Here is a 19685-nt window from a genome sequence, read left to right on the forward strand (position 1 = left end):
ATGAGCGACTACACGAACTACACGACCGGTGAGCCCGTCATCGACGCCAAGGCGCCCGGCGGCCCGGTCGCCGACCGCTGGGACACCCGCCGCTTCGAGGCGAAGCTCGTGAACCCGGCCAACCGCCGCAAGCACACCGTCATCGTCGTCGGCACCGGTCTGGCGGGCGGCTCGGCAGGTGCGACCCTGGCCGAACAGGGCTACCACGTCGTCCAGTTCTGCTTCCAGGACTCACCGAGGCGGGCCCACTCCGTCGCCGCCCAGGGCGGGATCAACGCGGCCAAGAACTACCGCAACGACGGAGACTCCGTCCACCGGCTCTTCTACGACACCGTCAAGGGCGGAGACTTCCGCGCCCGCGAGTCCAACGTCCACCGCCTCGCGGAGATCTCCGTGGAGATCATCGACCAGTGCGTCGCCCAGGGCGTCCCCTTCGCCCGTGAGTACGGGGGCCTCCTCGACAACCGCTCCTTCGGCGGAGTCCAGGTCTCCCGCACCTTCTACGCCCGCGGCCAGACGGGCCAGCAGCTCCTGCTCGGCGCCTACCAGGCACTCTCCCGGCAGATCGCGGCCGGCAACGTCGAGCTGCACTCCCGCACGGAGATGCTCGACCTGATCGTCGTCGACGGCAAGGCGCGCGGCATCGTGGCCCGCGACCTCGTCACCGGGAAGATCGACACCTACTTCGCCGACGCGGTCGTCCTGGCCAGCGGCGGCTACGGCAACGTCTTCTACCTGTCGACGAACGCGATGAACTCCAACGCCACCGCGATCTGGCGGGCCCACCGCCGCGGAGCCTACTTCGCCAACCCCTGCTTCACCCAGATCCACCCCACGTGCATCCCGCGCACCGGTGACCACCAGTCGAAGCTGACCCTCATGAGCGAGTCGCTCCGCAACGACGGACGGATCTGGGTCCCCAAGGTCAAGGGCGACGACCGCCCGGCGAACGAGATTCCCGAGGACGAGCGCGACTACTACCTGGAGCGCATCTACCCGGCCTTCGGCAACCTCGTGCCCCGCGACATCGCCTCGCGCGCCGCCAAGAACGTCTGCGACGAGGGACGGGGCGTCGGGCCCGGCGGACAGGGCGTCTACCTCGACTTCGCCGATGCCATCGCGCGGATGGGCCGGAAGGCGGTCGAGGAGAAGTACGGCAACCTCTTCGACATGTACGCCCGGATCACCGCGGAGAACCCGTACGAGACGCCCATGCGGATCTATCCGGCCGTCCACTACACGATGGGCGGGCTCTGGGTCGACTACGACCTGCAGACCACCATCCCCGGCCTCTTCGCGATCGGCGAGGCCAATTTCTCCGACCACGGCGCCAACCGGCTCGGAGCCTCGGCTCTGATGCAGGGACTCGCGGACGGCTACTTCGTCCTGCCGTCCACCATCAACGACTACCTCGCCCGCAACCCCCACGCCGACGAGATCGACGCGGGTCACCCCGCCGTCACCGAGGCCGTCGCCGAGACCGAGGACAGGCTCAACCTGCTCCTCGCCGTCGACGGGGACCGCACTCCGGACTCCTTCCACCGCGAGATCGGTGAACTCATGTGGGAGTTCTGCGGAATGGCACGGACCGAGACAGGGCTCCGCAAGGCCCTCGACCGGATCCCGCAGATCCGCGAGGAGTTCTGGCGCCGCGTCAAGGTGCCCGGCACCGGCGAGCAGTTCAACCAGTCGCTGGAGAAGGCCAACCGCGTCGTGGACTACCTGGAGCTCGCCGAGCTGATGTGCCTCGACGCGCTGCACCGGGCCGAGTCCTGCGGCGGCCACTTCCGTGAGGAGTCCCAGACCCCGGACGGTGAGGCCGCCCGCCGTGACGAGGAGTTCTCCTACGCCGCGGCCTGGGAGTTCAGCGCCTCCGGCGACGCTCCCGTCCTGCACAAGGAAGACCTCGTCTTCGAGTACGTCCACCCCACCCAGCGGAGCTACGCATGAAGCTCACCCTGCGCGTATGGCGCCAGCAGAACGCCGAGGCGCCCGGCGCCATGGCCACCTACGAAGTCGACGGCATCTCCCAGGACATGTCCTTCCTGGAGATGCTCGACACCCTCAACGAGGAACTCATCCTCGGCGGGGACGACCCCGTCGCGTTCGACCACGACTGCCGCGAGGGGATCTGCGGCGCGTGCAGCCTCGTCATCAACGGCGACGCCCACGGCCCGGAGCGGACCACCACCTGCCAGCTCCACATGCGGTCCTTCGACGACGGCGACACGATCGACATCGAGCCGTGGCGGGCCTCGGCCTTCCCCGTCGTCAAGGACCTCGTCGTCGACCGCTCCTCGTTCGACCGGATCATCCAGGCCGGCGGTTACATCTCCGCGCCCACCGGCACCGCGCCGGACGCGCACGCCACCCCGGTGCCCAAGCCGGACGCGGACTCCGCCTTCGAGCACGCCGAGTGCATCGGGTGCGGCGCCTGCGTGGCCGCCTGCCCGAACGGCTCGGCGATGCTCTTCACCTCGGCGAAGATCAACCACCTCAACGTCCTCCCGCAGGGCGCGCCCGAACGCGAGACCCGGGTCCTCGACATGGTCGCCACCATGGACGACGAGGGCTTCGGCGGCTGCACCCTCACCGGTGAGTGCGCCACGGCCTGCCCCAAGGGCATCCCGCTGCCGTCGATCACCGCGATGAACAAGGAGTGGCTGCGCGCCACCCGCAAGGTCCGCCGCTGATCCGGGCCGATCCGTCGCGGATCTGGGCTCAGCCCGGATCCGCCGCCCGGTTCCGACGGGAACCCGCATGTCGGTTCCCCGCGGGGAGCCCGTCCGTCCGCAGAGCCCTCGCCAGGTACGAGGCGGTACGGCTCCCCGCGGCGTGGGCGACCTCCCGCGGGGTGCCGGTGGCGACGATCCGGCCGCCCCGGTCCCCGCCGTCGGGTCCCAGATCGATCACATGGTCCGCGCCCGCCACCACTGCCATGTCGTGCTCCACGACGACCACGGTGTTCCCCGCGTCCACCAGGCCCTGCAACTGGCGCATCAGCACCTCGACATCGGCGGGGTGCAGCCCGGTCGTCGGCTCGTCCAGCAGGTAGAGCGTGTGTCCCCGCCGGGCGCGCTGCAGCTCGGAGGCGAGTTTGATGCGCTGCGCCTCACCGCCCGACAGCTCTGTCGCCGGCTGCCCGAGCCGCAGGTAGCCGAGTCCGACGTCGAGCAGGGCCCGCAGGCTCCGTTCGGCCGCCGGTGTCCCGGCGAGGAAACCCGCCGCCGCCTCCACCGTCAGATCGAGCACCCCGGCGATCGTCAGCCCGTTCAGGGTGACCTCGAGGGTCGGCGGGTTGTAGCGCGCGCCGTGACAGTCCGGGCAGGGCGCGTACGTGCTCGGGAGGAACAGCAGTTCCACGGAGACGAAGCCCTCGCCCTGGCAGGTCTCGCACCGCCCCCCGGCCACGTTGAACGAGAACCTGCCCGCCCGGTAACCGCGGGCCCTCGCCGTCTCCGTGGCCGCGAAGAGCTTGCGGACGACGTCGAAGAGCCCGGTGTACGTGGCGAGGTTGGACCGGGGCGTACGGCCGATGGGCTTCTGGTCGACCTGGACGAGCCGGTCCACCGCGTCCAGGCCCTCCGCCGACGCGCACCCGTGGGCGCCGGTGCCCGTGCCGTAGGAGTCTGCCTCCTCCACCGAGTCCGCCGGCCGCCGGTCGGCGAGCACCCCGGCCAGGACCTGGCCCACGAGGGTCGACTTGCCCGAGCCGGAGACGCCGGTGACCGCGGTCAGGACACGGAGAGGGAACACGGCGTCGACGCCGCGCACGTTGTTGAGGTCCACCCCGCGCAGCGTGATCCGTCCGGACGGTGTACGCGGTTCACGTACGGGTGCGGGGTCCTCGTCGAAGAGGAACCGACGCGTGGCGGACTCGGCGATCCCGGCGAGGCCGGCCGGCGGACCACTGTGCAGCACCCGGCCGCCGTGCTCGCCCGCCTGCGGACCCACGTCCACCAGCCAGTCGGCCTGCCGCACCACATCCATCTGGTGCTCCACCACGAAGACCGAGTTGCCCGCCTCCTTGAGCCGGCCGAGGACTCCGAGCAGGGCCTCCGTATCGGCGGGATGGAGGCCCGCCGACGGCTCGTCCAGGACGTAGACGACTCCGAAGAGCCCCGAACGGAGCTGCGTGGCGAGCCGCAGCCGCTGCAACTCGCCCGAGGACAGGGTGGGCGCCGTACGGTCGAGGCTGAGGTAGCCGAGGCCGAGTTCCGTGACGGGCCCGATCCGGGCCAGCAGGTCGGCGGTCAGCAGCCGGGCCGTGTCGTCGGCCCCGCCCTCGGCGAGCAGCACCTCGGTGAGGGCGGTGAGGGGGAGGGCGAAGAGGTCCGCGATGGTCCGGCCCGCGAACGTCACCGCCATGGCCTCGGGGCGCAGCCGGCCGCCCTCGCACAGGGGACAGCGCGTGCTCGTCAGGAAGCGCTCGGCCCTCGCACGCAGGGTGCGGCTCTTCGAGTCCGCGAACGTGTGCATCACATAGCGTCGGGCGCTCATGTAGGTGCCCTGGTAGGGGCGTTGGATCCGGCCCGCGTCGCGTACCGGATGGACCGTCACCACCGGCTGCTCGTCGGTGAAGAGGATCCACGCGCGGGCCTCAGGCTCCAGTTCCCGCCACGGCCGGTCGACGTCGTGTCCGAGGGCATCCAGCACGTCACGGAGGTTCTTACCCTGCCAGGCGCCCGGCCAGGCGGCGACCGCCCCCTCCCGGATGGACAACGACGGGTCGGGCACCAGTAGTTGCTCGGTGGTCCGGTGGATCCTGCCGAGGCCGTGGCACTCGGGGCACGCCCCGGCGGCGGTGTTGGGGGAGAAGGCGTCGGAGTCCAGCCGTTCAGCCCCCTGAGGGTAGTCGCCCGCACGCGAGAACAGCATCCGCAGTGAGTTGGAGAGGGTGGTGACCGTGCCCACCGAGGACCGCGAGCCCGGCGCGGACCGGCGCTGTTCCAGGGACACCGCGGGCGGCAGTCCGGTGATCTCGCCGACGTCCGGTGCTCCGACCTGGTGGATCAGCCGGCGGGCGTAGGGGGCGACCGACTCGAAGTAGCGGCGCTGGGCCTCCGCGTAGATCGTCCCGAACGCGAGGGAGGACTTCCCCGACCCCGACACACCGGTGAAGACCGCGAGCATGTCACGGGGGATGTCGACGTCCACGTCACGGAGGTTGTGCTCGCGCGCACCGCGCACCCGGACGTACGGATCATGGGGGGTGGACATCGGGGGTGCGGCTCCGTCGGTTCGATGGGCGGGGTGCGGCTCTGCCGGTGATCCTTCCGTACGCGGACACGTCGCTCGGGCCCAGGTCCGGGCCCGGACGCGGGGCCGTCGCTCGGGCCCAGGTCCAGGCCCGGACGCGGGGCCGTCGCCGACGCGGGCCGGGGGAGCTGGGGCCCGGACCGGCGCCGGATGCGGAGCGTGCCCGTCGCACCCGGCGCCGGCGGGAAGCGGATGTTCCCGTCTACACCATCGGGTCCATTCCGCGGTCGGTCAGCGCGCTTTCCTGTTCGCTCTGCTCCCGCAGGCGCCGGGCCTTGTCCTGGAGCCGCTGCCGCTGTTCCGGATCGGTGGCGCGGTCCGCGGCTTCGTTGAGCTCCTGCGCCTTGGCCCGCAGCTGCCGGACGCGGCCACCGGACTCTCCTGCACTGCTCATGATCACTCCTGGATCTGTGGGGGAGCGGACAGCATCAGAGAAGCAGCGCCCGTCCCCGTGTGCATCTCGACCGACCGCGTCAGCGGTGCGCAGGGGCCGACAAAGGACCAGTCGTACGAGGACGCCGGGAAGCGCGACGTCGAGGGTGGCTCCTCGACGAACAAGGAACAGCTGCGCAAGGCCCTCGGGCGCTGAGATCAGGAAGCCACCGCCGCGAGTTCCTCGCGGATCACGCCGAGGAAGTCGTCCAGGTCGTCCGGATCACGCGAGGTGATCAGGGCCCAGCCGCCGGCGTCGTCCCTCACCACGGGTTCGTCGACCCAACTGCCGCCGGCGTTGCGGATGTCCGTCCGGAGCGAGGCGTACGACGTGAGGGTCTTGTTCTTCAGGACGTCCGATTCGACGAGTGCCCACGGACCGTGACAGATGGCGGCCACGGGGCGTCCGGTCGTGGTGAACGACCGGACGATCTCCATGGTGGCGTCCTGCAGCCTGAGCGTGTCGGCGTTGAGGGTCCCGCCGGGCACGAGCAGCATGTCGTAGCCGTCCGGGTCCGTGTCGGACAGGGTGAACGAGGGGCGGACGGTCTCCCCGGGATCCTTGTCGCCCACGAGCGTCCGGATGGGATCCGCGGACACGGCGGCGACGTCGACGGTCGCTCCCGCGTCCCTCAGCTGTCGTACGGGCACGACGAGTTCGTCCTGCTCGACGCCGTAGTTGGTCACGATCACCAGCACGCGGCGCCCGTCGAGGTTCCGGTCCGTCATCCGTCCGTCCTTCCGTCGTTCTTCCCGGTGTGCGGGCCGTTGCCCGCGGGTGCCGGACGTGGGCCGGCACCCGGTGGCTGCCGACCGGTGGCCGGCGTCCGGCACTCCTGCGGCTACCCACGGCGCGGCGTCCCACCGCTCGCACACGAAGACCCCCGGTGGACGGGGGTCTGCGAGCGGTGGGAGCCGCAGGGTGCGGGAGCGCCGCCGGGATCCCCGGCACGGCGCTCCTGTCCAGGTGCCGCCGTCGAGCCGGAAGCTTCAGCCGTCGCCGTCGAGCCGGAAGCCGACCTTGAGACCCACCTGGTAGTGGGCGATGCGGCCGTTCTCGATGTGTCCGCGTACCTGCGTCATCTCGAACCAGTCGAGATTGTGCAAAGTTTCGGAGGCGCGTGCGACGCCGTTCCGGATCGCCGCGTCCAGGCCCTCCTCGGAGGTTCCTACGATCTCGGTGACCCGGTAGGTGTGATTGGACATCAAATGTCTCCTTTCCTGCCTCCACGGTGCCTTACTCCGTGTCGGCGCGCGAGGCGTCCGCCTCCCGGCCCGGGAAGCTCCGGGGCTTGACCAGGGCATTGGTACATACCAAACTCCGACCCACACGCCCGTGCGAGCGCCGCCCGCAGTCCCCCCATCCGGGTCCTGTCGAGCTGTCGTGCCGTTTCGCAGAAGGTGACCACCGTGAAGATCCGCAATCTGGCCGGAGCCGTCGCGCTCGTATCCACCGTGGCGCTGAGCGGCTGCGGTTACCTCCCCGGCTCGGACGCCGGCAGCAGCAAGGTGACCGTCTGGCTGATGAAGGGCAGCGCCTCCGAGGAGTTCCTCGACGGCTTCAAGGCGTCGTACGAGGCCGAGCACCCCTCTGTCGAACTGGAGTTCGTGCTCCAGGAATGGGGCGGCATCGGACCCAAGGTCCTGAAGGCGCTCGACGGTGACGACGCTCCCGATGTCATCGAGGTCGGCAACACCCAGGTCGCCCAGTACGCGGAGACCGGTGAGCTGCGCGACCTCACCCTCGAGTCGATGCGTGACCTGGGAGGGGAGGACTGGCTGCCGGGACTCGCCGAGCCGGGCAAGGTCAGCGGCGGGCAGTACGGAATCCCCTGGTACGCGGCCAACCGGGTCGTGATCTACAACAAGGACCTCTTCGCGCAGGCCGGGATAACGGCTCTCCCGGAGACCCGCGCGCAGTGGCTGGACGTCAGCGAGAAGCTGGACACCGCGAGCGAGCAGGGCATCTACCTCGCCGGACAGAACTGGTACGTCCTCGCCGGCTTCATCTGGGACGAGGGCGGGGAGCTTGCCGACGACAGCGGCGGCGACTGGCAGGGGGCACTCGACACGCCCGCCGCCCTGCGGGGCATGGACTTCTACAAGCGGCTCCAGGCCCTCGGCGACGGCCCGAAGGACGCCGACGAGCAGACACCCCCGGAGACCGACGTGTTCGCCGAGGGAGACGTGGCGCAGATCGTCTCCGTGCCCGGCAGTGCCGCCCTCATCGAGCAGCGGAACCCGGAACTCAAGGGGAAACTCGGCTACTTCCCCATCCCCGGCAAGACGGCGGACAAGCCGGGTGCCGTCTTCACCGGAGGCTCCGACCTCATCGTGCCGGACGGCGCCGACCAGCGCGGCGAGGGGGTCGAGATCGTCAAGGCGCTCGCCGGTGAGAAGTGGCAGACGGAGCTCGCCCGCGCGATGAGCTACGTCCCCAACAAGCCCTCGCTCGCCCGGGCCGTGGCCGGGCAGGAGGGGACCTCCGTCATGGCCGAGGGGGCCACCGAGGGCCGTGCCACGCCCAATTCGCCCTACTGGGCGGCAGTGGAGGCGGACAACCCGATCAAGCCCTACATGACGGCCGTGCTCCAGGGCGGCGACCCGGCCGAGGAGGCCAGGAAGGCGTCGGACCGCATCACCTCCAAGCTGATCAGCGGCTGACCGCGGGGTCCGCGACCCGGGGATTCAGCCGTCGCACATCGCGGATCCCCACGGCGGTCACGTCGAATCCAGCCGGTCACGGAAGAAGTAGGGGGCCGGGTCGTCGCACCATCCGCGAGGGCCCGGCAGCCGCCCTCGCCGATCCGTCCCCGGAGACCGCCATGACCGTGCTGCCCCTCTCCACGCCCGCGCACCCCTCCACCGCCGCACCCGCCGTCGTCCCCGCGCCCCGGCGGACCGCGGCCGACGCGGCCTCCGGATACCGCGTCGGTCTGGCCACCGGCCCGGAGGACGTACGGGCCGCGCAGCGCCTGCGCCACCTGGTGTTCGCCGGAGAGCTCGGAGCCCGGCTCGACAGCCTGGAACCGGGACTGGACGCCGACGCCTTCGACGCCCACTGCGACCACCTGCTCGTGCGGGAGAACGCCACCGGTGACGTCGTGGCCACCTACCGGCTGCTGCCCCCCGAGGGTGCCCGGCGCGCCGGCGGCCTGTACGCGGAGGGTGAGTTCGACCTCGGCAGGCTCCGGCCGATCCGTGACGACCTCGTCGAGGTGGGCAGGTCCTGCGTCCACCCCGCACACCGGGACGGTGCCGTCATCGCCCTCATCTGGGCCGGCCTCGCCCGGTACATGGAGCGCACCGGCCACAACTGGCTCGCAGGCTGCTGCTCCGTACCCCTCGCCGACGGCGGCGCGCTCGCCGCCAGGAGCTGGGACACGGTGCGGACCCACAACCTGGCGCCGGAGGAGTACTGGGTCACGCCCCACCGCCTCTGGGACGCGTCCGGTCAACCCGCCGCCGGGCCGGCGGGCCGGGCGGCCCTCCCGCCGCTGCTGCGCGGCTACCTCCGCCTCGGCGCCTGGGTCTGCGGTGCGCCGGCGCACGACCCCGACTTCGACGTCGCGGACCTGTACGTCCTGCTCTCGATGCGCCGCACCGATCCCCGCTACCTGCGCCACTTCCTCTCGCTGGCCCCGCTGCGATGAGCGTCTGGCTGCCCGCCGCGCCCTGCACCCCGGCGGAGTGCGCGCACCACGAGGACGCCCTTCGCCCGCCGATCGCCGCCGGCGGCCTGCTCGTCGCCGGCTTCGCCGTCACCCTGCTCGGTGTGCTGTGCGTGCCCGCCGCACTGCTCCTGAGGCAGCACCACCGGGACCGTCTGATCCGCCGGTGGGCGTACACGGTGGTGCGTGCCTTCGGCGTACGCGTACGCGTCACCGGGGACGCCGTCCCACCCGCGCGGGCTTCGACGGGGGAGCTCGTGGTCGCCAACCACGTCTCCTGGCTGGACATCCCGCTGCTCGCCACCGTGCTCCCCGCCCGGATGCTGGCCAAGAGCGAGATACGGTCCTGGCCGCTCCTCGGGCCGGTCGCCGCGCTCGGCGGCACGCTGTTCATCGAGCGGGACCGGCTGCGCGCCCTCCCGGGCACGGTGCGCGCGCTCGCCGGCGCGCTGGTCGCCGGATCACGGGTGGCCGTCTTCCCCGAGGGCGGCACCTGGTGCGGCCGCACCGGAGGCCGGTTCCGGCCGGCGGCCTTCCAGGCGGCGGTGGACGCAGCCGCTCCCGTCCGTCCCGTCCGGATCGCCTACCGGACCTCGCGGTCGCAGGGGGCGGCGGGCGCGGCCGCGTTCGTCGGGGACGACCCGCTCGCCGCCTCCCTGTGGCGGGTGGTGACCGCCGCCGGGCTCACCGCCGAGATCCACGTCCTGCCGCAGATCTCCTCAGTCGGCGAACCCGGCCGGCGGGCACTGGCGCGCAGGGCTCAGTCCGCGGTCGCCAACGAGAGCGCGAACCTGCCGCCCTCGTCCGTCCACCACTGATCCAGCCGCATGCCGGCGGCCGCCAGCTCGGCGCGCACGCCCTCCTCGCGGAACTTCGCCGAGACCTCCGTGCGCAGCTCCTCGCCCTCCTCGAACTGCACCACCAGGTCCAGCTCCCGGATCTTCACCGTCAGCGCCCTGCGCGCCCGCAGCCGCATCTCGATCCACTCGTGATCCGCGTCCCACACGGCGACATGGGCGAAGTCGTCCGGCGGGAAGTCCGCCCCCAGTTCGCGGTTGACCACCGTCAGGACGTTCTTGTTGAACGCGGCCGTCACCCCGGCGGCGTCGTCGTAGGCCGTCACCAGCGTCGCTTCGTCCTTGACCAGGTCCGTACCGAGCAGGAGGCCGTCACCCGGTGCCAGCCGCTCCCGCACGGAGCGCAGGAACACGGCCCGCTCGCCGGGAAGCAGGTTGCCGAGAGTCCCGCCCAGGAACACCACCAGCCGGGGGCCGGGGGTGTCGGGCAGCTCGATGGCGTGGGTGAAGTCGGCGACGAGCGCGTGCACGGAGAGGCCGGGGCGCTCGGCGAGCAGTGCCTCGGCCGCACCGGCGAGGGCGCTCTCGCTCACGTCGACGGGTACGTAGGTGTGGAGTCCGGGCAGCGCGTCCAGCAGGTGCCTGGTCTTCTCGGACGAGCCCGAGCCCAGTTCCACCAGTGTGCGGGCCCCGGAGGCGGCCGCGATCTCCCCGGCCCGGGCGATCAGGATCTCGCGTTCACAACGCGTCGGGTAGTACTCGGCCAGCCGGGTGATCTCCTCGAACAGGTCGCTGCCGTGTGCGTCGTAGAACCACTTCGGGGGCAGCGTCTTCGGGTGCGCGGTCAGACCGCTGCGCACGTCGGCGCGCAGCGCCGCGTCCGTCGCGTCCGCCGGCAGGGTGCGGGTCAGCAGGAAGGGACTCACGCAGAGGGCTCCTTGAGCGGGGTGGTGAGGACATCGGTGCGGGTCGCGGCCAGCAGGGTGCGGTCCGGGACCTCGCGCCAGCGGGGATCGTCGTCGTACGGCTCCGAGGCCACCACCGTGCGGCGGCCCGGGTCGTGGAGATACCAGAGGGAGTCGCCCCACGCGGTCCCCACGACGGTGGAACCGTCGGTGACCAGCAGGTTGAGGCGCGAGCCGGGGGCGGCGGCGGCGACATCGAGGACGGTGTCGGCGACCGCCTGTCCTATCTCGTCGCCCTGGGACGTCCGGTGCAGCACGAGCGCCCACAGCAGCGCCGAGTCGCTCCGCGCGGCCAGTGACAGCAGCCGCTCGGGAGGCAGGGCGGCCGCCAGCGGCGCCAGCGAGCCGGGCCACCCCCGCACCGCGCCGTTGTGGCTGAAGAGCAGGCGGCCCTCGGCGAAGGGCGCCGCGGCCGCCTCACCGTCCGCTCCGGCGAACGTCGCGTCGCGGACGGCGGCGAGCAGGGCGGTGCTGCGCACCACACGGGCGAGATCGGCGAACGTCTCGTCGCCCCAGACCGGTCCGGCTCGCCGGTAGCGGCCGGGGACGGGGTCCTCCTCCGCGTACCAGCCGACCCCGAAGCCGTCGGCGTTGACCGTCCCGGACCGCTGGCGCCGAGGTTCCCACGACTGGCGCACGAGCCCGTGCGAGGGCGTGACGAGTACGTCGCCGAGGGCCACCGGCGGCCCCAGATAGACGATATGACGGCACATCAGGCATCCCTCGCGGTACGGAAGCCGGAGAAGATCTGACGCCGCACGGGAAGGTCCCAGTTGCGGAACGTGCCACGGACCGCCACCGGGTCCACGGCGAACGAACCCCCGCGCAGCACCTTGTGCCCGGGGCCGAAGAACACCTCGGAGTACTCGCGGTAGGGGAACGCCACGAAGCCGGGATAGGGCAGGAAGTCGCTCGACGTCCACTCCCACACGTCGCCGACCATCTGGCCGGCGCCCACCGGGGAACGGCCGGCCGGGTACGCGCCCGCCGCGGCCGGCCGCAGATGGCGCTGGCCCAGATTGGCCCGCTCGGCGGTCGGGTCGTCGTCGCCCCAGGGGTAGCGCAGCGAACGGCCCGAGGCGGGGTCGTGGCGGGCGGCCTTCTCCCACTCCGGCTCCGTCGGCAGCCGCCGGCCGGCCCAGCGGGCGTAGGCGTCGGCCTCGTACCAGCTGACGTGGAGCACCGGCTCGTCCGCGGGTACCGGCTCGGTGACGCCGAAGCGCCTGCGCAGCCACTGGCCGGCGTCGCGGTGCCAGAACAGCGGTGCCTCCAGGCCGTGTTCGCGGACCATGTCCCAGCCTTCGGGTGCCCACCAGCGGGCGTCCGTGTAGCCGCCGTCCTCGATGAAGCGCTGATAGGCGCCACAGGTGACCGGGGCGGTGTCGATGTGGAACGCCGCCACCTCGCGTCGGTGGGCGGGCCTCTCGTTGTCCAGGGCCCACGGCTCGGTCGAGGTGCCCATGGTGAACGGGCCCCCCGCGACGAGGACCTCCGCCGGCAGGGAGACGGTGTCCGTCGGACCGGGGGGCTCCGGTGCGCTGAGCACCGCAGGCCCCGTGCGCAGCTGATGGGTGATCAGCATCGTTTCGTCGTGCTGCTGTTCGTGCTGGGCGACCATGCCGAAAGCGAAGCCCGCCTGTTCGAGCGGACGGCCCCCGCCGTGCAGGGGCGCACCGCCGAGGATGTCCAGGGCCCGGCCGCGCACATCGGCGGCGTAGGTCCGCGCCTCGGCGGGCGCCAGGAGGGGCAGGGACGGGCGGCTGGCCCGGGAGTGCTCGAAGGCGTCGTACAGCCCGTCGATCTCCGGGCGCAGGGCCTCGCGGCCTCCCACGGCCCGCAGCAGCCACAGCTCCTCCTGGTTGCCGATGTGCGCCAGGTCCCAGACCAGGGGCGACATCAGCGGGGAGTGCTGCGCGGTCAGTTCGTCGTCGTCGACGCTGTCGGTGAGCAGAGCGGTGCGCTCGCGGGCCGCGAGAAGGGCTGCCAGGGCACGCTCGCGCAGTATCTCCGCGTCGTGCTCCCGGCCGGTGGACGGAGCGGGGGTGTCGGTCATCGGACCAGGCCCTTTCCGTGAGGTGCGTGTGGGGGGTCAACCAGATCGTCGGCCGGACATCGGCCGCGGGCCGTATAGCGTTCGTCGAAGGCCGCGACCGTGTCGATGACGTGGGCGTCGGCGCCGATCCGCGGCAGCGCCTCCAGCGCCGTCGCGAAGCACGCCGCGGCGGCCGCGGCGAGTTCCGGGTCGCTCAGTCCGTCGCGGGCCGCGGCGGTCCAGAGCGGATTGCGGGGCGCCGCCGCGAGACCCGCCGTCTCGGCCAGGGGCTTCACGGTGCGGTACACCGTCTCGGCCGCCTCCGGGTCGTCGAACAGCGCGGCGGTGACGGCCAGCGGCACGAGCCATCCGTCGGTGCCGGACTGGGCGTCGATCATGCGCAGCTCCAGGTGCCCGCGAGGGCGCACCGGGGGGAACAGGGTCGTGAGGTGGTAGTCGAGGTCCGCCCGGACCGGGGGCCGCGGGCCGCCGCCCCGGATCCACTCCCTGAACGTCAGCCCGACCGGGACGCCCCACGGGGCGCCGTCCTCCCGGATGCACATCACGGGCGTGTCGAGTGCGTGGGCGGTCCAGGCGTGGCGCGGCCCGAGGCGGCTCTGCGGCGCCAGTGACCTGTGCGGGTCGAGGTCCGTCCACAGGGCCTGCCGGGTCGAGCGCCAGCCACTGCGGCGCCCCTCACGGAAGGGCGAATTGGCGAAGGCCGCCACGAGCACGGCACCCAGCAGGTGCGCGAGCTGCCAGCGCCGTCCGTACCCGAGCGGACCCGGCTCCTCCTCGCCGGCGTCCAGGCAGACCTGCACGGACGCCGAGGTGCACATCATCGCCCGGCCGGACGGCCCCGACCGGTCGAGGGCCGCTTCCATGGCCGCGTAGCGGGGCTCCTGGAGCAGGCGCCTGGGAGGCTGCCACGGGTCGACCCCGAGACCGGACAGGACCAGCCCGGCGCGGCCCAGGGTGTCGCGTACGGAGACGAGGTCGGCCGCCGTGGTGCCGACACACGCCATCAGGGAGCCGGCGGGCTGGGAGCTGAGTTCCAGCTGGCCGCCCGGCTCGAAGGTCAGAGCCGCGTCCAGCGGCGTGGCGCGCACCGCGTCGGCGGCGGCGGTCAGGCGCTCGGGTGAGAGGGCTGCCTCGGGGTGCTCACGGTCGTGGATGAGCCATTCCAACTCCACACCGACCGTCCGGGGCGGTCCCGTCTTGAAACATATGCCGCGGAGCAGATCCTCCGCCTCCTCCTCGCCGAGGGGCGTCGCGTCGACGGGCGGACCGTGCTGGCCGAGAGTGTCCGGGGGCATGCTGGGCCTCCTCTGAGGGTGCTTCCTTCCACCCAAACCCTTACCGGGGGTTCGCACAAGGGTGCCCCCGCGCCATGAAAACCGCTTGCCTCCATGCCGCCACCACGTCCAGCATGCCCCGTATGCACCACACGGGGGCGCGCCCATGAGCGCACGGTTGCGCGGTATCGCGCGCGAGACCGAGAACATCGTCCTGGCCGGGCGTTATCGCACGTCCGAGGGCCACGAGGTGTCCATCGAGCGCGCCCTGGCGGCCGCCTTGTCCGGCACGCGCCTCCACGGCCCAGGGCCGGTGCCCGTGGCCGTGGTGGATACCGACCGCGTGCCGGTCTTCGAGGTGACGGGGGAGACGAGCCTGCGGGCCGCCCGCCGGCTGACGGCCGCGTCCCCGGCCCGGGTGGCCGTGCTGAACTACGCCTCCGCGCGCAACCCGGGCGGCGGCTACCTGAACGGTGCACAGGCCCAGGAGGAGTCGCTGTGCCGCGGCTCCGCCCTCCACGCCACCCTGCTGCGCGCCCCGGAGTACTACGCCCACCACCGCGCGCAGCGCAGTGCCTTCTACTCCGACCGGGTCATCCACTCGCCCGGGGTGCCGGTCTTCCGCGACGACCGCGGGCGGCTCCTCGACACGCCCTACACCGCCGGGTTCCTCACGTCGCCCGCGCCCAACGCCGGGGTCGTCCGCCGCCGCGAGCCGGAGCTCGCCGGCCGGATACCCGCCGCACTGTCCCACCGTGCCGAACGGGTGTTCGAGGTCGCTGTCACGCGCGGCTACCGGCGCCTGGTGCTGGGCGCCTGGGGCTGCGGCGTCTTCATGAACGACCCCGGCGAGGTGGCCGGAGCGTTCCACGCGCTGCTCACCGAGGGTGGACGGTTCGCCGGTCACTTCGAGCAGATCGTCATCGGCATCCCGGACCGGGACCCGGACTCCGCGACCCGGGCGGCCTTCACCCGGACCTTCGCGGATCAGCTCCAGCCGTAACGCTCCCGCAGCCGCCCCGCGACCAGGTCGAACCTGTCCCGGTCCAGAGCGCACGCCTCGCGCCGCATCCCGTCCTCGTGCACCCGCAGCACCCGGTCCAGATCGACCCATGACGGCCGGCCGGAGCTGTCCCAGGGACCGGCGCCCAGCGCGACCCACTCGTGGTCCCGCTCGTGCTGCCTGCTGGAGAGCTGCACGGCGAGGAGCGTGCCCGCCGCCTCGCGCGCCACGACGAGGACGGGCCGGTCCTTGCCGCGGCCGTCGTTCTCCTCGAACGGCACCCAGGTCCACACGATCTCGCCGGGGTCCGGATCCCCGTCGCGATCAGGGGCGTACGAGGTGCGGACGGGGCCCGCCTCGCGGGGGTCGGCCTCCGCCGTCGCGCCCGGGCCGCTGCGGCCGGGGAAGTCGGTCGAGCCGTCGCTGCTGTAGTTGGCCTGATGGAACGTCATCACCACACCGTAGAACCTGTACGGCTCAGTCCGCGGAGCGGGTCCGCGAACCGGGCCGCAGGCTCGGTCCCATGATCACCTCATCCGTCCTCCCACGCCTGGCCCGCGCCGTCACGGCGACCGGGCTCGTGGCGGCGGGCCTTCTGCAGACGGTTCCTGCCGCCGCGTCAGCGCCGCCGCCTCCCGCCACCTCGACCTCCGGTTCAGCTTCGGAGCCGGCCGGCGGACCCGCCGAGCCGCCACCCCGTACGGTGTCGGGATGGCTCCCCTACTGGGACCAGGAGGGCGCCTACCAGGACGCCCTGCTCCACGCCGACCAACTGCACACCGTCAGCCCCTTCTGGTACCAGGCGATGTCCGCGGGCCGGATCGACTCCCACCCCGGTGCCGGCGAGCACCGCGTCATCGACGGACTGCACCGGGCGGGCATCAAGGTGATCCCGACGGTCATGGAGACGATGAAGTCCGGGGCCCTGGCGGCGATCCTCACGGACCCCGCTCGGCGCACCGAGCACGCCGACGCGCTGATGCGCACCTTCGCTACCCGCGACTACGACGGCCTCGATCTCGACTACGAATCCATCGCCACCACCGGCGACCCCACCTACGCCGCCGTGCGCGACGGCTTCACCGCCCTGGCCACGGACCTCTGCACCCGCCTGCACTCGCTCGCGAAGGAGTGCGTCGTCACGGTCTTCCCCAGGACCGCGACGACCGGACGCGTCTGGGACTACGCCGCGCTCGGGCGTGTCGCCGACCGGATCCGCATCATGGGCTACAACCTGCACTGGTCCGGCGGCGACCCCGGCCCCCTCGCCGACACCCGCTGGTACGACGACATCCTGACCCGTGCCACGGCCGTCGTCCCGGCCGGCCGCCTGGAGATGGGCCTGCCCGCCTACGGCTGGGACTGGCCGGCCGACAGCGCCAGTACGGCCGCCACGAAACACGTCACGTGGAAGCAGGCCGAAGCGCTGCGCGCCGAGCAGGGCGCCCCCTACCGCCTCGACGCAGTCTCGGGCACGCCGTACTTCACCTACGACGACGGCGACGAACTCCGCGAGGTCTTGTACCAGGACGCCCGCGGGGTCGCCACCCACCTGCCCGTGCTGCGCAAGCACGGAGTCACCGGCACGGCGCTGTGGGCGCTGAACTTCGAGGACCCGGCGATCTGGCCGGTGCTCGCCGGCCGCTGAGCCCGCTCCCGGCCGTGCCCGCGGGGGCCCGGGCCGGGAGCCGGTGCGGGCCCCGGCCGTGACGGTGGCCCCGGCACGGTCCACGAGGTGCGCGACCCCGTCCGGATGCCTAGCGTCATGCGCATGAGCCACCCGCAGAGCTACGAGATCCTGCTGTTCCCGGAACCGCAGGGATCCGCCGTCCGCGCACCGGATCCGGACACCGCCATCCGCTCCGCGGTCGTCGACGCCACGGGCGACACCGGGGAGTCCGGATACCCGCGCTACGAAGGGGAAGGCATGGCGGCGGACATCAACCCGGCGACCCACACCGTCGAGGCCCTGCTGGTCGACGGTTCGGAACTCGACTACGGGCTCACCGCCAGGATCGCGAACCGGACACGCGGCACCGGGGTCACGGGCGGGGACGACCGGGCCGGATAGCGGCGCCGCACCGAGGGCCCCCGGCCGCCGCTCCTCGTCGCGCGCGCTGCGGGCCGCGGCCGCCCATGACAAAGGCCCGGCCGCCCGGCCGGGCCCTCATCACGTCTGCCGCACGAGCGCAGGGACTACTTCTGCTCCTGCTGCTGCTCCTGCTTCTGCTCCTCCACGGACTTGCGCACCTCGTCCATGTCGAGGTTGCGCGCCTGTCCGATGACGTCCTCCAGGGCCGCCTCGGGAAGGGCGCCGGGCTGGGAGAAGACCGCGACGTTGTCGCGGACGATCATCAGCGTGGGGATGGAACGGATCTCGAAGGCCGCCGCCAGCTCCTGCTGCGCCTCCGTGTCGACCTTGGCGAACACCAGGTCGGGGTGGCGCTCGGACGCCGAGTCGTAGACCGGCGCGAACTGCCGACACGGACCACACCAGGAAGCCCAGAAGTCGATCAGCAGGAATTCGTTGTCGTTCACGACCTGATCGAAGTTTTCCTTGGTGAGCTCTACGGTGCTCATACTCTGTTACCTCTTCCTGGGACCGTTCGGACCTGTCCGGCTCAACGGTGACGTCGCCTGAGCTATTCCGCCTGCCCATGTGGCTCCGGCGCACACCCGCCACCACACTGTTCCCATGACTGAAGATGATGTTGAGAAGAGCACCGAATACGACGTCGTGGTCATCGGGGCGGGTCCCGTGGGGGAGAACGTGGCGGACCGCACCCGGGCCGCCGGGCTCAGTACCGCCGTGATCGAGGCCGAGCTGATCGGCGGGGAGTGCTCGTACTGGGCCTGCATGCCCAGCAAGGCCCTGCTGCGACCGATCGTGGCACGCGCCGACGCGCGCAGGGTGCCCGGCCTGAGCGCAGCGGTTCAGGGCCCGCTCGACGCGGACGCCGTCCTCGCGCACCGCGACGAGACGGCCGCGCACTGGAAGGACGACGGCCAGCTCGCATGGCTGGAATCCGTCGGCGCGGACGTCTACCGCGGCACGGGCCGGCTGACCGGGACCCGCCAGGTCTCCGTCACCGCCCCCGACGGGTCGGTCCGGCACCTCACCGCGCGGCACGCCGTGGCCGTCTGCACGGGCAGCCGGGCCGTCGTCCCCGACCTCCCCGGTGTCGAGGACGTCCGGCCGTGGACCAGCCGCGAGGCGACCAGCGCGAAGGAGGTGCCCGGCCGGCTCGTCGTCGTGGGCGGAGGCGTGGTCGGCGTGGAGATGGCCACCGTCTGGCAGGGGCTCGGCGCCCAGGTCACGATGCTGATCCGCGGCGAACGGCTGCTGCCGAAGATGGAACCCTTCGCGGGTGAACTCGTCGCCGCCTCCCTGGCCGAGGCCGGTGTCCGGATCATGACGGGGGTGTCGGCCACCGAGGTGCGGCGGGCGGGCCACGACGGTCCCGTCACCGTCGCGCTCGACAGCGGGGAGAGCCTGGAGACCGACGAGATCCTCTTCGCCACCGGCCGCGCCCCGCGCACCGACGACCTGGGCACCGGCTCGGTGGGGATCGAGCCCGGCTCCTGGCTCACGGTCGACGACAGCTGCCGGGTGAGGGGCAGCGACTGGCTCTACGCCGTCGGCGACGTCAACCACCGCGCCCTGCTCACCCACCAGGGCAAGTACCAGGCGCGCATCGCCGGAGCCGCGATCGCCGCCCGCGCGCAGGAGACACCCCTGCTGGAGACCGACCGCTGGGGAGCCCACGCGGCCACGGCGGATCACTCGGCCGTGCCCCAGGTCGTGTTCACCGACCCGGAGGCGGCGTCGGTCGGGCTCACCCTCGCCGAGGCGGAGGCGGCGGGCCACCGGGTCCGCGCCGTCGACTACGACCTCGCGTCCGTCGCCGGATCGGGCCTGTACGCCGCCGGCTACACGGGCCGGGCCAGGATGGTCGTCGACCTGGACCGCGGAATCCTGCTGGGCACGACCTTCGTAGGACCCGGCATCGGTGAGCTGCTGCACTCCGCGACGGTCGCCGTCGCGGGCGAGGTCCCCATCGAACGCCTGTGGCACGCGGTCCCGGCCTACCCGACGATCAGCGAGATCTGGCTCAGGCTGCTGGAGACGTTCAGGGGGTAGGAGCCGCCGGAGGCGGGCGACGGAGAGCGCGGTCCGGCACGTGGACGGGGACCGTACGCCCCTCGGCGTCCGTCGTCGCGCCCCGGTGGT

The 19685-nt window shown here is 72.4% G+C and carries 19 protein-coding genes and 1 pseudogene; 10 read left to right on the forward strand and 10 right to left on the reverse strand.

Going from position 1 to position 19685, the window contains the following annotated elements:
• Nucleotides 1–1950: a fumarate reductase/succinate dehydrogenase flavoprotein subunit gene (locus OHT61_RS29200; protein WP_329042299.1), complete on the forward strand. Its 1950-nt coding sequence runs from the start codon at nucleotides 1–3 to the stop codon at nucleotides 1948–1950.
• Nucleotides 1947–2693, forward strand: a complete 747-nt coding sequence (locus OHT61_RS29205; RefSeq protein WP_329042300.1) for a succinate dehydrogenase/fumarate reductase iron-sulfur subunit — start codon at nucleotides 1947–1949, stop codon at nucleotides 2691–2693. Before OHT61_RS29200 ends, OHT61_RS29205 begins: the two co-directional genes overlap by 4 nt.
• A 28-nt stretch (nucleotides 2694–2721) precedes the next feature.
• Here the strand turns inward: OHT61_RS29205 and OHT61_RS29210 are convergent, their stop codons facing one another.
• Nucleotides 2722–5220: an excinuclease ABC subunit UvrA gene (locus OHT61_RS29210; protein ID WP_329042302.1), complete on the reverse strand. Its 2499-nt coding sequence runs from the start codon at nucleotides 5218–5220 to the stop codon at nucleotides 2722–2724.
• Between the two features lie 241 nt (nucleotides 5221–5461).
• Entirely contained in the window at nucleotides 5462–5653 is a 192-nt protein-coding gene (locus OHT61_RS29215; RefSeq protein WP_329042303.1) for a DUF6381 family protein, read from the reverse strand.
• Nucleotides 5654–5737: 84 nt separating this feature from the next.
• Between OHT61_RS29215 and OHT61_RS29220 the strand changes: the two are divergent.
• A pseudogene (locus tag OHT61_RS29220) lies at nucleotides 5738–5848 on the forward strand (plasmid stabilization protein); the annotation flags it as partial.
• 2 nt (nucleotides 5849–5850) lie between these two features.
• Here OHT61_RS29220 and OHT61_RS29225 read toward each other — a convergent pair.
• Both OHT61_RS29225 and OHT61_RS29230 read right to left on the reverse strand, forming a co-directional pair.
• Nucleotides 5851–6420, reverse strand: coding sequence for a type 1 glutamine amidotransferase domain-containing protein (locus OHT61_RS29225; RefSeq protein ID WP_329042304.1), 570 nt, complete (start codon nucleotides 6418–6420; stop codon nucleotides 5851–5853).
• Between the two features lie 261 nt (nucleotides 6421–6681).
• Nucleotides 6682–6897, reverse strand: coding sequence for a dodecin (locus tag OHT61_RS29230; RefSeq protein ID WP_327111993.1), 216 nt, complete (start codon nucleotides 6895–6897; stop codon nucleotides 6682–6684).
• Nucleotides 6898–7101: 204 nt separating this feature from the next.
• Between OHT61_RS29230 and OHT61_RS29235 the strand changes: the two genes are divergently transcribed.
• From OHT61_RS29235 to OHT61_RS29245, 3 genes are all read left to right on the forward strand, one after another.
• Entirely contained in the window at nucleotides 7102–8355 is a 1254-nt protein-coding gene (locus tag OHT61_RS29235) for an extracellular solute-binding protein (RefSeq protein ID WP_329042305.1), read from the forward strand.
• 161 nt (nucleotides 8356–8516) lie between these two features.
• A complete protein-coding gene (locus OHT61_RS29240) occupies nucleotides 8517–9344 on the forward strand; it encodes a GNAT family N-acetyltransferase (RefSeq protein WP_329042306.1) in 828 nt (275 codons plus the stop codon).
• A complete protein-coding gene (locus OHT61_RS29245; RefSeq protein WP_329042307.1) occupies nucleotides 9341–10180 on the forward strand; it encodes a lysophospholipid acyltransferase family protein in 840 nt (279 codons plus the stop codon). Before OHT61_RS29240 ends, OHT61_RS29245 begins: the two co-directional genes overlap by 4 nt.
• Here the strand turns inward: OHT61_RS29245 and egtD are convergent.
• The 4 genes from egtD to egtA are packed head-to-tail and all read right to left on the reverse strand — an operon-like array spanning nucleotide 10123 to nucleotide 14472.
• On the reverse strand, nucleotides 10123–11085 hold the full coding sequence (gene egtD / locus OHT61_RS29250) for an L-histidine N(alpha)-methyltransferase (RefSeq protein WP_329042309.1): 963 nt from the start codon (nucleotides 11083–11085) through the stop codon (nucleotides 10123–10125). The two genes, OHT61_RS29245 and egtD, sit on opposite strands and share 58 nt — an antisense overlap.
• The gene (gene egtC, locus OHT61_RS29255; protein ID WP_329042311.1) at nucleotides 11082–11837 is read right to left on the reverse strand and encodes an ergothioneine biosynthesis protein EgtC; all 756 of its coding nucleotides are present in this window, start codon (nucleotides 11835–11837) and stop codon (nucleotides 11082–11084) included. The genes egtD and egtC overlap by 4 nt, the downstream gene beginning before the upstream one ends.
• On the reverse strand, nucleotides 11837–13177 hold the full coding sequence (egtB, locus tag OHT61_RS29260) for an ergothioneine biosynthesis protein EgtB (protein WP_329042313.1): 1341 nt from the start codon (nucleotides 13175–13177) through the stop codon (nucleotides 11837–11839). Before egtB ends, egtC begins: the two co-directional genes overlap by 1 nt.
• A complete protein-coding gene (gene egtA / locus OHT61_RS29265) occupies nucleotides 13174–14472 on the reverse strand; it encodes an ergothioneine biosynthesis glutamate--cysteine ligase EgtA (RefSeq protein ID WP_329042314.1) in 1299 nt (432 codons plus the stop codon). The genes egtB and egtA overlap by 4 nt, the downstream gene beginning before the upstream one ends.
• Nucleotides 14473–14617: 145 nt before the next feature.
• Between egtA and OHT61_RS29270 the strand changes: the two genes are divergently transcribed.
• A complete protein-coding gene (locus tag OHT61_RS29270) occupies nucleotides 14618–15454 on the forward strand; it encodes a TIGR02452 family protein (RefSeq protein WP_329042316.1) in 837 nt (278 codons plus the stop codon).
• Here OHT61_RS29270 and OHT61_RS29275 read toward each other — a convergent pair.
• Nucleotides 15439–15906 (reverse strand): type II toxin-antitoxin system PemK/MazF family toxin, encoded by a 468-nt coding sequence (locus OHT61_RS29275; RefSeq protein WP_329042318.1) that lies wholly within the window; start codon nucleotides 15904–15906, stop codon nucleotides 15439–15441. The two genes, OHT61_RS29270 and OHT61_RS29275, sit on opposite strands and share 16 nt — an antisense overlap.
• 71 nt (nucleotides 15907–15977) lie before the next feature.
• Between OHT61_RS29275 and OHT61_RS29280 the strand changes: the two genes are divergently transcribed.
• Together OHT61_RS29280 and OHT61_RS29285 are read left to right on the forward strand one after the other, a co-directional pair.
• Nucleotides 15978–17102, forward strand: coding sequence for a glycosyl hydrolase family 18 protein (locus OHT61_RS29280; RefSeq protein ID WP_329042319.1), 1125 nt, complete (start codon nucleotides 15978–15980; stop codon nucleotides 17100–17102).
• A gap of 123 nt (nucleotides 17103–17225) precedes the next feature.
• On the forward strand, nucleotides 17226–17525 hold the full coding sequence (locus OHT61_RS29285) for a hypothetical protein (protein WP_329042321.1): 300 nt from the start codon (nucleotides 17226–17228) through the stop codon (nucleotides 17523–17525).
• Between the two features lie 125 nt (nucleotides 17526–17650).
• On the opposite strand, the gene trxA is transcribed toward OHT61_RS29285, so the two are convergent.
• Nucleotides 17651–18034, reverse strand: a complete 384-nt coding sequence (gene trxA, locus OHT61_RS29290) for a thioredoxin (RefSeq protein WP_329042322.1) — start codon at nucleotides 18032–18034, stop codon at nucleotides 17651–17653.
• A 115-nt stretch (nucleotides 18035–18149) separates the two neighbouring features.
• On the opposite strand from trxA, the gene OHT61_RS29295 reads away from it, so the two are divergent.
• Nucleotides 18150–19595, forward strand: a complete 1446-nt coding sequence (locus OHT61_RS29295; RefSeq protein ID WP_329042323.1) for a dihydrolipoyl dehydrogenase family protein — start codon at nucleotides 18150–18152, stop codon at nucleotides 19593–19595.
• Nucleotides 19596–19685: the final 90 nt, after the last annotated feature.

It is taken from the genome of Streptomyces sp. NBC_00178 (genome assembly GCF_036206005.1).
Lineage (GTDB): Bacteria > Actinomycetota > Actinomycetes > Streptomycetales > Streptomycetaceae > Streptomyces.